This is a genomic window from Myxococcus sp. AM010, assembly GCF_013372585.1.
GTDB classification, from domain to species: domain Bacteria; phylum Myxococcota; class Myxococcia; order Myxococcales; family Myxococcaceae; genus Myxococcus; species Myxococcus vastator.
The window spans coordinates 117448-131922 of record NZ_JABXEO010000008.1 but is presented as its reverse complement, the minus strand read 5'-3'; the positions used below and the strand labels follow the sequence as shown (position 1 = coordinate 131922).

Annotated in this window: 13 protein-coding genes; 5 read left to right on the top strand and 8 right to left on the bottom strand. The window is 70.5% G+C overall.

The genetic code is table 11. From position 1 onward, the window contains the following. Positions 1 to 77: 77 nt before the first annotated feature. Positions 78 to 383 carry a DUF721 domain-containing protein gene (locus HV826_RS07050; protein WP_176416230.1) on the top strand — a complete coding sequence of 102 codons (306 nt, stop codon included), beginning with the start codon at positions 78 to 80 and terminating at the stop codon, positions 381 to 383. After that, on the top strand, positions 383 to 1897 hold the full coding sequence (locus HV826_RS07045) for a CAP domain-containing protein (protein ID WP_176416253.1): 1515 nt from the start codon (positions 383 to 385) through the stop codon (positions 1895 to 1897). Before HV826_RS07050 ends, HV826_RS07045 begins: the two co-directional genes overlap by 1 nt. Before the next feature lie 73 nt (positions 1898 to 1970). Here the strand turns inward: HV826_RS07045 and HV826_RS07040 are convergent, their stop codons facing one another. Further along, a complete protein-coding gene (locus HV826_RS07040) occupies positions 1971 to 2204 on the bottom strand; it encodes a hypothetical protein (RefSeq protein WP_002636478.1) in 234 nt (77 codons plus the stop codon). Positions 2205 to 2563: 359 nt separating this feature from the next. Between HV826_RS07040 and HV826_RS07035 the strand changes: the two genes are divergently transcribed. Continuing rightward, a complete protein-coding gene (locus HV826_RS07035) occupies positions 2564 to 4699 on the top strand; it encodes a transglycosylase SLT domain-containing protein (protein WP_176416229.1) in 2136 nt (711 codons plus the stop codon). Positions 4700 to 4718: 19 nt separating this feature from the next. Here HV826_RS07035 and HV826_RS07030 read toward each other — a convergent pair whose 3' ends face one another. Then, positions 4719 to 5381, bottom strand: coding sequence for a glutathione S-transferase family protein (locus HV826_RS07030; RefSeq protein WP_176416228.1), 663 nt, complete (start codon positions 5379 to 5381; stop codon positions 4719 to 4721). Between the two features lie 95 nt (positions 5382 to 5476). Between HV826_RS07030 and HV826_RS07025 the strand changes: the two genes are divergently transcribed. Then, positions 5477 to 5974, top strand: a complete 498-nt coding sequence (locus tag HV826_RS07025; RefSeq protein WP_217918010.1) for a helix-turn-helix domain-containing protein — start codon at positions 5477 to 5479, stop codon at positions 5972 to 5974. 50 nt (positions 5975 to 6024) lie between these two features. Here HV826_RS07025 and cmk read toward each other — a convergent pair whose 3' ends face one another. The 3 genes from cmk to HV826_RS07010 are packed head-to-tail and all read right to left on the bottom strand — an operon-like array spanning position 6025 to position 8798. Next, complete coding sequence (gene cmk, locus HV826_RS07020; protein ID WP_176416227.1) at positions 6025 to 6717, bottom strand: (d)CMP kinase; 693 nt, start codon at positions 6715 to 6717, stop codon at positions 6025 to 6027. Then, positions 6714 to 7805 (bottom strand): histidinol-phosphate transaminase, encoded by a 1092-nt coding sequence (gene hisC, locus HV826_RS07015; RefSeq protein ID WP_176416226.1) that lies wholly within the window; start codon positions 7803 to 7805, stop codon positions 6714 to 6716. The genes cmk and hisC overlap by 4 nt, the downstream gene beginning before the upstream one ends. Positions 7806 to 7829: 24 nt before the next feature. Continuing rightward, on the bottom strand, positions 7830 to 8798 hold the full coding sequence (locus HV826_RS07010) for an acetyl-CoA carboxylase carboxyltransferase subunit alpha (RefSeq protein ID WP_176416225.1): 969 nt from the start codon (positions 8796 to 8798) through the stop codon (positions 7830 to 7832). A gap of 71 nt (positions 8799 to 8869) precedes the next feature. On the opposite strand from HV826_RS07010, the gene HV826_RS07005 reads away from it, so the two are divergent. Beyond that, positions 8870 to 9556 carry a tetratricopeptide repeat protein gene (locus HV826_RS07005; protein WP_303623428.1) on the top strand — a complete coding sequence of 229 codons (687 nt, stop codon included), beginning with the start codon at positions 8870 to 8872 and terminating at the stop codon, positions 9554 to 9556. A 276-nt stretch (positions 9557 to 9832) separates the two neighbouring features. Here the strand turns inward: HV826_RS07005 and HV826_RS07000 are convergent, their stop codons facing one another. The 3 genes from HV826_RS07000 to HV826_RS06990 all read right to left on the bottom strand — a co-directional run bounded on the left by HV826_RS07000 (position 9833) and on the right by HV826_RS06990 (position 14263). Next, entirely contained in the window at positions 9833 to 11800 is a 1968-nt protein-coding gene (locus HV826_RS07000; protein ID WP_176416223.1) for an ArsA family ATPase, read from the bottom strand. Positions 11801 to 12069: 269 nt separating this feature from the next. Beyond that, positions 12070 to 13521: an enhancer binding protein Nla6 gene (gene nla6 / locus HV826_RS06995; protein ID WP_176416222.1), complete on the bottom strand. Its 1452-nt coding sequence runs from the start codon at positions 13519 to 13521 to the stop codon at positions 12070 to 12072. Positions 13522 to 13600: 79 nt separating this feature from the next. Then, complete coding sequence (locus tag HV826_RS06990) at positions 13601 to 14263, bottom strand: HAMP domain-containing sensor histidine kinase (RefSeq protein WP_255208190.1); 663 nt, start codon at positions 14261 to 14263, stop codon at positions 13601 to 13603. Positions 14264 to 14475: the final 212 nt, after the last annotated feature.

The following is a 14475-nucleotide window of genomic DNA, read 5'->3' as shown; positions in this document are numbered from 1 at the left end:
GGTCCGCCCGCCGCGCGCCCCTCCTCCGCAAGCGAGAGTTGGCTTTCGGGGGCAACGGATCGATGATCGCCCCCCTGATGGCCCGTGGTGAACCCAAGTCCCTGGAAAGTCTCCTTCCCCGCGTCCTGGCACGCCTGGCGGGAGAGTCCGGCAAGGGCCACGCGCTGGCGCCGGTGTGGGCGGCGGTGGTCGGTCCGCACCTCGCGCGCAACACCACCCCCCAGGCCCTGCATGGAACCACCCTGGTGGTGGCGGTGACGGGCGCCCAGTGGGCCCAGTCGCTGGAGTCCGAAGCGGCCTCGCTGTGCGAGCAGCTCAACGCGCGGCTCGGCCCCGGCACGGTGACGGCCCTCTCCTTCACGTTCCAGGTGGCGCGCCGATGATGATGGCCCTGTTGGCGCTCAGCGCCTTCCTGGCCGCCGCGCCGCCGACGTCGTCCGGCATGGAGCGCAGCGCCGCCCAGCACGTCAGCCGCGAATTCGAGCGCGTGGGACGGCGCGTCCCGGTGGAGGACCCGAAGCTGACCACCGCCGCGCGGCGCCTGGCGCACGAGGCCCTCACCGAATACACCACCGGCGCGCCGGGCCTCTTCACCCTCACCTCCGCCGTCAGCGACGCGGGCGCGGCGGATCCCTCCCCTCGGGCGCTGGTCATCCGGGCGTGGGTGCCACGGCACGCCATCGAGACGTTCCTCGACCGCGATGACTTCAACAGCGAGCGCGCCTCGCACTTCGGCGTGGGCGTGTCCGTCCTCGGCGAGCGCGCGGCGCTCGTCCTGCTGCTGGTGGACCGCAAGGCGGAGCTCCAGGACTTCCCGCGCCTCATCGCCCGCGACCAGCGCTCGGCCATGACGCTCTGCGGCGCCCTGGTCTCACCGCTGCGGCGGGCAGAGGTGTACGTCACCCTGCCGAACGGCGAGGTGAAGCTCATGCCCGTCCAGAACCGGGGCGCGCGGGGCGGCTTCTGCAGCCGGCTCGCCTTCGCCACGCCGGGCACGTACACCGTGGAGGTGGTGGGACGCGCGGACGGCGGACCGGAGGTGGCGGCGCTCTTCCTGGTGGACCAGGGCGAACCCCGCAAGCACGCCGCCCGCGAGGACGCCGCCGAGCCCACCACGCTGGAGGACGCCCGCCGGGCCGTCTACGAGCGCATCAACGCCCTCCGCCGCGCCCACGCGTTACCCGAGCTGTCCCCCGACGCCGCGCTGGAGCAGGTGGCCCTGGACTACAGCGCGCGCATGTCGAAGGAGGGCTTCTTCGCCCACATCGCGCCGGACGGCTCCACGCTGACGAAGCGTCTGCCGGCGGGCGCACGCTATGTGCGCGCGGGAGAGAACCTGGGCCTGGCCGCGGGGCCGCTGGCGGCCCACTTCGGCATCGAGCACAGCCCGGGCCACCGGCGCAACGTGCTGGACCCGGGCTTCCGCTTCATGGGCGTGGGCGTGGCGTTCCACACGGTGAACGGGCGTCAGGAGGCCGTCCTCACCGAGGTCTTCACCGTCGCCCCGCCCGCTTCGCCGGCGCTGGCGGACCCGCGGCAGGAGGCCTACGACGCGCTGAGCCGGCTGCGAGCCACCCTCAAGCTGCCGCCCCTGACGCGCAACGCCGCCCTCGAGACACTGGCCCGCGCCCACGCCAGGCGCGCGCTGGAGCTGGACCAGCCCTCTGCCCAGCCCGGTGAAGCCCCGGTGCACGACCGCGTCTTCGAGCTGTTGCCCGACGCGGGAACGGCATCCGTGGACTTCTTCGTGGTGTCGGACCCCACGGCGCTTCCGGAGTCCCGCAGCCTGGCCGACGCCACGAACAACCGCGTGGGCGTGGGCGTGGTGCGGGGAGACTCCCGCCGCTTCGGCACGAATCAATACTGGGTGGCCGTCATCTACGCGGCCGTCCCCTGAGGTCCCGCACGCAGACGCCGTGCGGGGTGCCCCCGGTGGGTGTGACCAGGGGCGTCAACGCCAGGAACCCCGCTCAGACAGGCCGGCGCTGCGTGGCGTAGGCCTCGAGCCCCATCTGCGGCGGCGCCACCTGCTGATACATGGGGCACTTCATGCAGGTGAACGACTGCCAGCCTCGCCGGACGGCTTCATCCAGGCAGTTGTCATACTGATGACAGTTGAGGTTGCGGTGGGTCTCGACGCCGGCACGCTTCGGCCCGGCTTCGGGGTTGATGGTTTGTGGCAGATCGGCTGGACACGGCTTCATGAAGCCCTCCCTCTGAACTGTTTCCCCCCCGAGCGCTGTGAACGAGCAGTGCTACCTGACGACAACGACTGGACCCGCCATGCGACGACGGACCGGAGTGGCGCTGAGCGGCGGCGCAAGGTAGTGATTCACTCCGGGTGACGCAATGGGTCGGCTGTTCCTACCCAAGTGCACGTAATCGCCTGGACGCTTTCAGCGAATGACATCGGGTGCTGAACAGTCAGGACTGGCCCGACACCGCGCGGATCTAGGACTTGTCGCGCCCGCTGTCAAACCACCCTCCCTCCAGGGCAAGGGGAATGATCGGTGTGTGCGTCTCGTTGGCAGGCCGCAAAGCCGCGTCGTGAAAGGAAGACCACATGAGTTTGAGTGGGTGGGTCGTGGGGGTGGTTGCGGGGATGTCGCTGGGGCAATCCCCCGCGACGCTGGAGGCCGTCCGCCTCCACAAGCCGGATGCGGCGGCCCTGGCGCGCGCGGAGCTGGCGGCCTGCGCCGCGAAGAAGTGCGACGACGCGGGGCGGCTGGCGCTGCTCGCGGGGACGCTCGCCCTCTCTGATGGCCAGGCCGCCGAGGCAAGGGAGCTGCTGGCCGCCTGGCCCGCCCCTCCACTGCTGGCGCCGTACCACGCCTTCTACCTGGGCCAGGCCCGCTTCTACGCCGGGGACGCCGCGGGGGCGGCGGAGGACTTCGCGCGCGTGCTGGAAGCCAAGGCGCCCGCGGAGCTCGCGGCCCGCGCCCGCGCGCGGCTGGGCGAATCGCTGCTCAAGGCAGGCAAGCCGAAGGACGCGGCCCGGGTGCTGGAGGACGCGGCCAAGGCGTCGCCCACCGTGGAGCTGCTCTATCAGCGGGCCCTGGCGCGAGGCGGCTCCGGCAACCGCGCCGGGCAGCGCGCCGACATGCTGACGGTGGCCCTGCGCTTCCCCACCCACCCCTACGGCGACGAGGCCATGGCGTGGCTGACGGAGGGCAGCACACCGCCGGTGAAGCTGGGCTACACCGAGCGCACCACTCGCGCGGACCGCTTCCTGGGCGCGGGCGCGGCGCAGCGTGGGCTCGACGAGCTGGCGACGCTGGACAAGGTGAAGCTCGACAAGGCCCAGGCGGCCCGCGTGGCGCTGCTGCGCGCGAAGGCCTGGTTCGCGCTGGGGCGGATGGAGGATGCGGAGAAGGCGCTCGCGCTGGCGCGCAAGGGCCCCGCCGCCGTGGCCGCGGAGGCGGACCTGCTGGTGGCGCGGCGCGCGCTCCGGTCCGACGACAACGACAGGGCCCGGACGCTGATGGCGGCCCTGGACAAGAAGTACCCCTCGCAGCCGGCGGGTGATGAAGGCGCCTTCTTCGCGGGCTGGCTGGACTTGCAGGCCGGGCGCTTCGCGGACGCGGTGCGGTCCTTCACGGCTTTCGAGGCGCGCTATCCGCGCTCACGCCGGCGCGACGAGGGCATGTGGTTCCGCGCGCTGGCCCACCTGCGGCAGGAGGAGTACGCGAAGGCCCGCGCCGCGCTGGAGGCGCTCCTGGCCGCCTATCCCAGGAGCAACATGGGGCCGCAGGCACGCTACTGGATGGCGCGCAGCCGCGAGCTGGAAGGCGCCAAGGCGGGCACCCTGGGGCCCGCGTACACGGCCGTCATCACCTCCGCGCCCGCGTCCTTCTACGCGTTGATGGCCAACGAGCGGCTCAAGGCGCTGAGCCTGAAGGCGCCCGCGCACTTCCCACAGCCGCCGCAGGTGCTGAAGTTGCCCCGCCCGCCCGAATTGGAGCTGGCGGTGGAGTTGACGCGCGCGGGCTTGTTCCGCGACGCGGCGGACGAGGTGGAAGCCCACGCGGCGCGGCTGCGCTCCGCGGACCAGGCCCTGCCCTTCGCGCACGCGCTGCTGGGACTGGGCGAGTACGGCCACGCCTACACGGTGGCGGCGCGCCACCTGTGGGGCCGGGCCTTCGGCGCGCGCGCTCCGGAGGCCTTGGCGCCTTTCTATCCACGCGCCTTCGCCACCGCGGTGGAGGGCGCGGCGACGCGGCACCAGGTGGACCCCTACCTGGTGTGGGCCATCATGCGGCGGGAGAGCGCGTTCCGGCCGGAGGTGATGAGCATGGCCGACGCGCGAGGGCTGATGCAGATCATCCCCAAGACGGCGAACGCCATCGCGGAGAAGCTGACGGAGCCCGCCCCCGCGCCCGCGGACCTCTTCTCCCCCGAGCGGAACATCCGCTACGGCGCCTGGTACCTGTCCCGGCTGATGGAGCGCTTCGCGCACCCGGTGCTCGCGGCGGCCGCGTACAACGCGGGCCCGGGCTCGGCGGCGAAGTGGATCCAGGAGCGGGGCTCGCTGCCGCTGGACCTCTTCGTGGAGACCATCCCCTTCAAGGAGACGCGCGGCTACGTGAAGCAGGTGGTGGCGGACCTGTTCCTCTACCACGCCTTCTACGGCGACGGCACGGGAGCGCTGAAGCTGCCGCTGCAGGTGCCCGCGCCGACGAAGGAAGGCGTCACCTTCTAGGCCCCGTTCGCGCCGAGCTTCAATCCCGGTCTGGCGCGCCCAGGGGGAAGAGCGGCCGGAATTGCCGCGCTTCCTCCACCGCGCGGGCGAAGGACGGGCGCGAAAGCAACCGCGCACGGTAGGCGCGCAGCACGGGAAACGCCTCGGAGATCCGGTGCGTCCAGTCCGCGTAGAACAGCGAGGGCGCCGCCGCGCAGTCCGCCAGCGTGAAGTCCTCGCCAGCGGCGGCCCAGGTCCTGCCGGCGAGCTGCCCTTCGAGCCAGGCGTAGGCGACCTCCAGCTTCTTCACGGCCAGGGCCACTCCTTCCTGGCGCTTCACCGAATCCCCCGTCAGCGCACCATCGACCGCGTGCTGCGCCGCGTTCATGACGTGCAGGTCGAAGAAGCGATCGAGAAACCGCACGTCGAGCGCGGCCATCGGGTCCGCGGGCAGCAGGCGCACGGGCCCGGGATGCACGAGGTGCAGGTACTCGATGATGATGCTGGTCTCCGCGACGTCGCGCTCACCGTCCACCAGCAGCGGGAACTTGCGCAGCGGCCAGCGCCGTGACCACTCGGCCGAATGCCGAGGTGTCTCCGGTCCGATGCAGCGGAACTCGAAGGGCGTGGCGTTCTCGTACAACGCGATGAGGACCTTCTGCGTATACGAGGAGAAGGGATGACCGTAGAGCACGAGCGACATCGCGGGAGGACTCCTGTCTCAAACCACTTGCGATTTGCAAGTGGAAGGGACCCTATCGCTACCACTTGCACACCGCAAGGAGTAACCTGGAGGGGATGGCCATGGCGCAGACAGGGCGATCCGGCTGCCCGATCAACCTGACGCTCGAACAGCTCGGCGACCGCTGGAGCCTGGTCGTCATCCGCGACGTCATGTTCGGGAACAGGCGCAGCTACGGCGAGCTGCTCGCGCGGAGCGAGGAACGCATCGCCTCGAACATCCTCGCGGACCGGCTGAAGCGCCTGACGGCGTCCGGCCTGCTGACGCGATGCCCGGATCCAACCCACCGGCAGAAGGGTATCTACAGCCTGACGGAAGCGGCCATCCAGCTCGTGCCGCTCCTCGCGCACATGGGCGCCTGGGGCCGCCGACATACGCGCCCGAGCAAGGAATTGTCCGTGCGCGCGGAGCTGCTGGAACAGGGCGGCGCTCCGCTCTGGAGCGCCTTCATGGACGAGCTGCGCCACCTGCATCTCGGCGCGCCGCGGCCGGCGCGCTCGGTGTTCGGCGAGCTGCAGGCCGCCTACGCGGAGGCGCTGGCGAAGCGCTCTTGATGAGTGCGGCGCGTCGTCCCCTTCGCCGGGCGGAGGTTCAGCCACCCGCGCTAGGCGCGCGCGGCCATCCGGCGCAGGATTTCAGACTCCAGCCCGTGCACCACCTCCGACAGGGGGGTGCTGCTGGAGTCCACGTGCACCGCGTCCTCGGCGGCCCTCAGCGGCGCCACGGCGCGGGCGGAGTCGTCGCGGTCCCGCTTCGTCTGGTCCGCGAGCACCGAATCCAGGCTGCTCTCCACGCCCTTCTGGAACAGCTCCTCGTAGCGGCGCCGGGCGCGCACCTCGGGGCTGGCCGCCAGGAAGAACTTCGCGTCCGCGTCCGGGAACACCACCGTGCCGATGTCACGACCCTCCAGGATGGCGCCCTTCTCCGACTCCAGCGCCAGCCGCCGCTGGAGCTGCAGCAGGCCCGCGCGCACCACCGGCCGCCCGGACACCTGGGACGCCGCCATGGAGATGTCCGGCGTGCGAATCTCTCCGGACACGTCCTGGCCGCCCAGGAAGACGTGGTTCTCCTCGCCCACCACCTGGAAGTGGATGTGCACGCGGCCCAGCAGCTCGCCCAGGCGCGCGTCGTCGTCGAAGGCGAGGCCCTCACGCAGGGCCATCAACGCCACGCACCGGTAGATGGCGCCCGTGTCCACCAGCGAGAAGCCCAGCCGGCGCGCCAGCAGCTTGGACACCGAGGACTTGCCGGCGCCCGCGGGGCCGTCGATGGCGACGATGAAGGGCCGGGCGCTCATGACAAAATCTCCTTCAACACCTGGACGCAGCGGGCGTTCTCCGCGGGCGTGCCCACGGAGATGCGCACGTGGTTCGGGAAGCCCTGCCCCGCGAAGGGCCGGACGATGATGCCCTTGCGCAGCAGCTGCTCGTACAGCGCCACCGACGGACGGCCGAAGTCCACGAACACGAAGTTGGCGTGGCTGTGCGTGAGCGTGCCGCCCAGCTTCGGCAGCTCCGCGGCGAAGAAGTCCAGCCCCGTGCGGTTCACCTCCCGCGTGCGGCGCACGTGCTCGGTGTCCTCCAGGGCCGCCAGCCCCGCGGCCTGGGCCAGCACCGTCAGGTTGAAGGGCATGCGCGTGCGGTGCAGGTACGCCGCCAGCCGGGCATCCATGATGCCGTAGCCCAGGCGCACGCCCGCCAGCCCGTGAATCTTGCTGAAGGTGCGCAGCGCCACCAGGTTCGGGTGCCCGCCGAGCAGCGGCACGGCGCTGGTGTACTCGGGCCACTCGACGAACTCGAAGTAGGCCTCGTCGTGCACCACCAGCACCTCCGGCGGCACGGCGGACAGGAAGCGCGTCAGCGCGTCGCGGCTGAACGCGGTGCCCGTGGGGTTGTCCGGGTTGGCCAGGAACACCATCCGCGTGCGCGGGGTGATGGCCTTCGCCATGGCCTCCAGGTCGTACTGGTGGCCCTCGCGCATGGGCACCTCCACGAAGGGCCGCCCGTGGGCCTGCGCGGAGATGCGGTACGCGGAGAAGGAGCCCTGGCACAGGAGGAGTTCGTCCTCCGGCGTGGTGAAGGTGCGGATGAGCAGCTCGATGAGCTCGTTGGAGCCGCTGCCCAGCACCACCTGCTCCGGCTTCACGTCCACGTGCGCGGCCAGCTTGCGCACCAGGTGGAAGGACGTGGCGTCGGGGTACAGGTGCGCCGCGCCAGAGATGTTCCGCATGGCCTCCACGGCGCGCGGCGAGGGCCCCAGCGGGTTCTCGTTCGAGGCCAGCTTGATGACACCCTTGAGGCCGAACTCGCGCTCGGTCTCTTCAATGGGCTTGCCGGGCACGTACGGCTTGAGCGTCTCAACGTGGGTGGGGACGAGCGGTCGCATGGTGTGAGGCCCTGATAGGAGGTTTCAGCGTCCGGAGAACACACCGAGCGCGCGAAACTTCGCGTACCGGTCCTGGACCAGTTCATCGGGTGACAGCTCGGCGAGCTGCCCCAGGTGCTTGCGCAGCGTCTTGCCCAGCGCCTCCGCCATCTTCGCGGGGTCGCGGTGGGCGCCGCCGGCGGGCTCGACGATGGCCTCGTCGATGATCTTCATCTCCAGCAGGTCCTTCGCGGTGAGCCGCATCGCGTCCGCGGCCTTGTCCGCCTTGGCGGCGTCGCGGAACAGGATGGAGGCGCAGCCCTCCGGGGAGATGACGGAGTAGACGCTGTTCTGGAGCATCAGCACGCGGTTGCCCACGCCAATGGCCAGCGCCCCGCCCGAGCCCCCCTCCCCCACCACCGTGGAGATGATGGGCACGCGCAGCCGGCTCATGACCTCCAGGTTGACGGCGATGGCCTCGGCCTGCCCCCGCTCCTCGGCGCCGATGCCCGGGTACGCGCCCGGCGTGTCCACGAAGGTGAGGATGGGCTTCTCGAAGCGCTCGGCCAGCTCCATGAGGCGGCGCGCCTTGCGGTAGCCCTCCGGGCGCGGCATGCCGAAGTTGCGCGCCATGTTCTCCTTGGTGTTGCGGCCCTTCTGGTGGCCCATCACCATCACCGGCTTGCCGTCGAAGCGCGCGAAGCCGCCGACGATGGACGGGTCCTCGCCGAAGGCCCGGTCACCACACAGCTCGACGAAGTCGGTGAAGAGGTACTGGACGTAGTCCAGGAAGTAGGGGCGGTTCGGGTGCCGGGACATCTGCACCACCTGCCACCGAGACAGGTCGCTGAAGATCTCCGTCTGGAGCTTCTTCGCCTTCTTCTCGAGCTTGGAGATCTCAGAGGAGAAATCCACCGTGCCGCTGGTGGAGAGGACCTTGAGCTCGTCGATCTTCTTTTCCAGCTCAATCAGGGGGCGCTCGAACTCGAGCACATAGCTGGTACCGGTTGCCATGGCGCGGGACTAGCACCAGGGTAAGGCGCCTTTCAACGCGCAAGCGGTTACGCACCCCACTCTGGAGGCCCATGCACCCGGCCCTGCCCCTGTTGCTCCTGGCCCTCTCGGGCGCCGCGTCCACCCCCCATGCCCGGGGACTGAACACCCAGGGCTTCCGGCTGTACCAGGCGGGGCGCTACCCAGAGGCCCTGGAGCGCTTCCAGGCGTCCGCCCGGGAGTCCCCGGACTATGCGCTGGCGCACTACAACCTGGCCGCCACCCTGGGGGTGCTCCGCAAGCAGGGGAAGGTCTGCGAGTACAGCGCCCACCGGGACGTCATCGTCGAGCACCTCACCCAGGCGGTGAAGCTGGATGCCCGGCGCCTCACCCGCGCGAAGGAGGACGCGGACTTCACCCCCATCCGGGACACCCTGGGCTGGCAGAAGCTGCTGGGCCGCAGCCCGGCGCGGGAGGCGGATGTCCCCGTGCTGCTGCGCGAAGTCTCCTGGTTCGGCCCGGGCGTGGGCGTCTACGGCACCACCCAGGGGCTGCGCTTCGGCCCGTCCGGGAGGGCCACCCTCTGGACGAAGGAGGTCGACCCGGAGGGAACGCCCCGCCAGAAGGAAGTGCGAGGCCGCTACACGGTGCGCGGCAGGCAGGTCACGCTCCGGTTGAAGGGCCGGGCGCCGCTGGAAGGCACGCTGACCAAGACGGGCGCCCTCACCTTCCCCGGCCTGGAGACGTTCACCGACGCACCTTCGGAATGCGAGGCGTGAGCCCCGCGGGCCTCCGTGCCATCCAGCCATCAGTCGCGCGGCGGCACTCGCTCGCTTTCAGATACGGCCCGCGCAACACCCTTGGCACCCATGATGCGCTTCGTCATGGTGCGCGCGGGGGCGAGTGGGAAGGGATGATTCTTCGGGGTGGAATCAGGGCGTGAGGCGGATGTGGCGGCGGCCCCCTCTACTGCTGCGGAACGGCCGGGACGCTCCCGCCGGGCGGACGGAAGCCCGGCGGGCCCCCATGGGCCCGCTCCACGACGAACCTGGACCTCAGGCCGCCTTGATCTTCGCGGCCGGCGGCGACAGCGCGTACCACGCGGTGCGGAAGGCCTTCAGCTCGCGCAGCCCCGCGGGGTGGCGGCCCAGGGCCGGCGCCATGGTGACGGGCAGGCCCAGCTTCTTCTCGATGGCCTTCGCCGCGTTGAGCTCCAGCTTGCGCCGGTTCTCACACTTCTCGCAGGTGGACTTGGGGCCCACGCGGTTGACGAGCACCCGCTCCACGGGGAGCTTCTTCTCCTTGAGGTACTCCACCAGCCGCTCGGTGCGGGCCGCGGCCAGCTCCTCGCCGCGCGTGACGACCACGAAGCGCGCCTCGCTCGGGGAGGCCAGCGCGTCCTCGAAGCGCTTCACGTGCTTGAGCATCCCGGCGATGTCATCCGCCAGCTCGCCCAGGCCCTTGGCGCGGTGCTTGGTGAGCACCCCGTGCAGCGCGCCCAGCCACGTCTTGGCCGTCTCCGCCAGCTCCACCACGCGCACGGACGTCACCACCGGCGACGAGTCCACCACGATGCGCTTGAACCGCTCCTGCACCAGCGCGTCCGTCAGGCAGGACAGCGCGGCCAGCTCGTCGATGCCCGGCGGCGCGCACTCCAGCAGGTTGCGCAGGTAGAGCAGATCCGCGGGGACCTCGCTGCCCGACCGGGGCGCGCCCTCGAAGGCCTTCTCCGCCTTCTCCTTCACCCGCTTGCGCAGGGCATTGAACCAGCCGGCGATGTCCAGCTCGCGCGCGTACAGGCCCTTGGTGCCCTTCACCTGCGTCTCCGTGTCCGTCAGGCGGCTCTGCAGCACGTCCGACAGCGAGTGCGCTGGATCCGTGGAGATGAGGAGCACCGGCCCCTCCTTCTCCGTCAGCGTCACCGCGGCGGCCGCGGCGCAGGAGCTCTTGCCCACCCCGCCCTGCCCCACGAAGAAGATGAGCCGCGTGGGCGGCAGCGGCGGCGCGGCGATGGGCGGCATGGACGGCGCGCGCACCAGCGCCGGAGGCCCCTCGGCCGCGGAGAACTCCAGCGCCTTGGTCTCCTTGCCACCGGCCCACGCCTTGGCGAGCAGCGCCAGGCCATCCAGCCCGCGCGGCGCCACTTCACGCCGGCCCAGCAGGTGCACTGGCACCACCTTGTCCAGCGCCTGGAACTTGCGGACGTGGGGGGCCTGCAGGCCGCGGCGGCCCTGGCACGCGGGACAGCCCTCCTTGTCCTCGATCTGGTTGACGACGATCTCCGTCACCGGCAGCCCGCGCTCGCGAAGCTGGGTGAAGAGCATGCGCGTCTGCGCCTCGGGCACCGGCTCCGCCAGCGCCACCAGGTGGAAGGCCGTGCGCGCGGGGTCCTTCAGCAGCGCCAGCAGCTTCTCCGCCTTCTGCCCCACCTGCTCCAGGACGCCGGGCGCCTCTGCGGCGGCCGCCGCCTTCTTGCTCTTCTTCGCCGGCGCCTCCGTCTTGTCCCCACCGGCCTTCACCAGGCCCAGGAACTTGCGCAGGCTCGTCGGCAGGTCGAACAGCCGCAAGGTGTGGCTGGTCGGCGCGGCGTCCACCACGATGCGGTCGAACGCCTCGCCCTCCAGCAGATCCACCACGTGGAAGAGCGCCACCAGCTCCTCCAGCCCCGGCACGGCCTGCTGATACAGCTTGCCCATGTCGTCTTCCGACACGTGCGTGCCCTTCGCGGCGGCCTTCGCCAGCGCTGGCAGATAGGACGCCAGGAAGGGCTTCATCAGCGCCGCCGGCTCCACTTCCAGGCCGTAAACGCCGCCCTCTCCCTTGCCCGGGACCAGCTTCGTCGCCTTGGCCGGGAGCTTCTTCTTCAACAGGTCCGACAGGGAGCGGACCGGATCCAACGACACGAGCAGCACCCGTTCCTTGGGCGCCTCCTCCAACAGCCTCAACGCATATGCCGCCGCGAGCGTGGTCTTGCCGACCCCGCCTTTGCCGCCGAAGAAGTGAAGTACTCGCGCGTCGCTCATTGCGTTGTGGCCTTCCTTGTGCCCCCCCGCGGCACCCGATGCACACTCCGGGGCGCCCGAATCGATTGGCGCCGCTGGAGTTGCCCGAGGCGTGGAACATGTACGGCCGGGCACTCCCTGTGGGTGGGAGACCCCCCAAGAATCCCCCGTCCGGAGGTCAAAAGTCAAGAATTGACGGGGGTTTCGCGGCGGGGTCGCCGCCTGGGCGGGCGTCCCCTCCGAGCCAGGCCAAGGGCCCGGAATCCGAAGGGGATTTCCTACCCATGAGGTCAGCGGATGACGAACGAGTTGGTGCCCATGGCACCCATCGCGCCGTCGCTGCCCTGCCCGCCCAGGGGGCCGCCACCGCCGCCGGGCGCCTGCTGCGCGCGGGCCTCGGCCGCGTAGCGGTTGAGCTTGTTGTAGAGCGTCTTCTCGCTCACCCCCAGCACCTCGGCGGTGCGGGCCTTGTTGTTCCCGTTCCGCTGGAGGCTGCCCAGGATGTACTCGCGCTCCACCGCGTCCAGGCTCAGCCCGAAGGGCAGCCGGAAGGTGTGGCGCTCCGGGCTCTTGCCTGCCATGTCGGGCGGCAGGTGCTCGCGGGTGATGAGCTCCCCGTCGCACAGGATGACGGCGCGCTCCACCGCGTTGCGCAGCTCGCGGATGTTGCCCGGCCATTCATAGTGCTTCAGGACCTCCATGGCCTCCGGGTGCACGCCGCTGACGCGCTTGCCGGAGTCGCCGCGGAACTTGTCCACGAAGTGCTGCACCAGGATGGGGACGTCGTCGCGGCGCTCGCGCAGGGGCGGCAGGTGGATCTGGAAGACGTTGAGGCGGAAGTAGAGGTCCTCGCGGAAGCGCCCGTTCTTTATTTCCTGCTTGAGGTCGCGGTTGGTGGCGCACAGCACGCGCACGTCCACCTCGATCTCCACCTTGCCGCCCAGCCGGCGCAGCCTGCCCTCTTCCAGCACGCGCAGGAGCTTGGCCTGCAGCTCGATGGGAATCTCACCCAGCTCGTCCAGGAAGAGCGTGCCGCCGTGGGCCATCTCGAACACGCCGGGCCGCCGCTGATCCGCGCCCGTGAAGGCGCCGCGCTCGTGGCCGAACAGCTCGGACTCGATGAGCGTGGCCGGGATGGACGCGCAGTTGATGGCGATGAAGGGCTTGTCGCGGCGCAGGGACAGGTTGTGCACCGCGCGGGACACCACCTCCTTGCCGGTGCCGGACTCGCCGCTGATGGACACGCTGGCCTTGGAGGGCGCCACCTTCTCCACCAGCTCGATGACCTTGCGCATGCCCGCGGACTGGGCAATCAGGTCCGACGAGCCGAGCTGCTTCAGCCGCCGCCGCAGCGTCTGCACCTCGCGCATCGTCTCCTTCTTCTCCAGCGCCCGGTCGATGCAGACCTTGAGCCGCGCGGTATCCAGCGGCTTGACGATGAAGTCGTAGGCGCCCTCGCGGATGGACTCCACCGCGGCGTCGATGGTGCCCCGCCCCGTCAGGAAGACCACCGGGCAGTCCGGCAGCTCCTCCTTCAGGTTGCGCAGCAACCAGAGCCCATCCGTCTCCGGCATGGCCAGGTCCGACAGGACCACGTCCGGCCGGAATTCGTTTGCCTTGCGGAGGGCGTCATGCCCGTCGAAGGCGATCTCGACCTTGTGTCCCCAGGCGCCGAGCATGTCCGCCAGCGCCTCACACGTGTCGCGTTCGTCATCCACGGCCAGGATTCGTGCGCTGCCCAAGTGAAGACCTCCCGTACTGCGTCGTGACGCGAAGTTGTCGTGACTCGAAATCAAGATCCGGCCCGTCTGGCTGTGACACTCAGGCGCGGGAGAAACCCAGGCGGCAGACCCCCGCCCGGACGTACAGGTCGACGCCCAGTTGAGAACAGCGCAGCTGCAGCGCGGCCACGGCGTCGGGCAGGGGCTCGGGGCAGACGCCGGCCGAGTCTTCGACCTCCAGCACCGCGCTCTTCTCGTCCCCGCGCACCGTGACGCGGATCGAGCCGCCATTCTCCGCCCGGCGGAAGGCGCGCAGCAGCGTCTGGATGAGGAGGAAGCCCAGCTCCGACGTGTCCCGCAGGTGGACCTGGACGCCCGCCTCCACCGCCACCTGGACCTGGACGCGGCGCTTGCGACCCTCGTGCCCCAGCACGCCCAGCGCCCGCGTGGTGACCTCCGACAGGTCCGCCACGCCCGGCGCGCCGCCGCGGAAGACGACGAAGTCGCTGAACAGCTTCAGGATGCCGTCCACGCGCTGGATCTGATCACGCATGGCCTTGAGGTTCTTCTCCTGCGACGGCGGCACGCTCCCGGTCTCCGCCTTCAGCTTCTCCGCCAGGACCTCCAGGTGGATGGCCAGCGCGTTCAACGGATTGCGGACGTCGTGCAGCAGGCTGTCCATGAGCGTGGGGACGGCCAGGTACCTGGCCGCGCCCACCACCGGCTGCTGCGCGTCCTCCTCAGAGGATGCACTATTTGACATTGCTGTCGATGTAACCAACTGGAACTCCTCGGGATTTTCCCTGATCCACCCCCGCCGCCACCCAACCGAGCCAAGAGTTAGGGAGCCACTCCAACATCGTCAACCCTGGGTCGGTAATTCTTGCCGGAAGCGGCAAATTCCCCATGCACGGCGCGGACTTACGTCCGGCCATGAGTGTCTTCCAGGTGACGATCGAGGAGCGCGCGGGCGCC

Excerpts from the sequence above, each read along its gene's own strand:
- HV826_RS07050 (WP_176416230.1), top strand. The coding sequence starts at position 78 with ATGGCCCGTGGTGAACCCAAGTCCCTGGAAAGTCTCCTTCCCCGCGTC.
- HV826_RS07045 (WP_176416253.1), top strand. The coding sequence starts at position 383 with ATGATGGCCCTGTTGGCGCTCAGCGCCTTCCTGGCCGCCGCGCCGCCG.
- HV826_RS07040 (WP_002636478.1), bottom strand. The coding sequence starts at position 2,204 with ATGAAGCCGTGTCCAGCCGATCTGCCACAAACCATCAACCCCGAAGCC.
- HV826_RS07035 (WP_176416229.1), top strand. The coding sequence starts at position 2,564 with ATGAGTTTGAGTGGGTGGGTCGTGGGGGTGGTTGCGGGGATGTCGCTG.
- HV826_RS07030 (WP_176416228.1), bottom strand. The coding sequence starts at position 5,381 with ATGTCGCTCGTGCTCTACGGTCATCCCTTCTCCTCGTATACGCAGAAG.
- HV826_RS07025 (WP_217918010.1), top strand. The coding sequence starts at position 5,477 with ATGGCCATGGCGCAGACAGGGCGATCCGGCTGCCCGATCAACCTGACG.
- cmk (WP_176416227.1), bottom strand. The coding sequence starts at position 6,717 with ATGAGCGCCCGGCCCTTCATCGTCGCCATCGACGGCCCCGCGGGCGCC.
- hisC (WP_176416226.1), bottom strand. The coding sequence starts at position 7,805 with ATGCGACCGCTCGTCCCCACCCACGTTGAGACGCTCAAGCCGTACGTG.
- HV826_RS07010 (WP_176416225.1), bottom strand. The coding sequence starts at position 8,798 with ATGGCAACCGGTACCAGCTATGTGCTCGAGTTCGAGCGCCCCCTGATT.
- HV826_RS07005 (WP_303623428.1), top strand. The coding sequence starts at position 8,870 with ATGCACCCGGCCCTGCCCCTGTTGCTCCTGGCCCTCTCGGGCGCCGCG.
- HV826_RS07000 (WP_176416223.1), bottom strand. The coding sequence starts at position 11,800 with ATGAGCGACGCGCGAGTACTTCACTTCTTCGGCGGCAAAGGCGGGGTC.
- HV826_RS06990 (WP_255208190.1), bottom strand. The coding sequence starts at position 14,263 with ATGTCAAATAGTGCATCCTCTGAGGAGGACGCGCAGCAGCCGGTGGTG.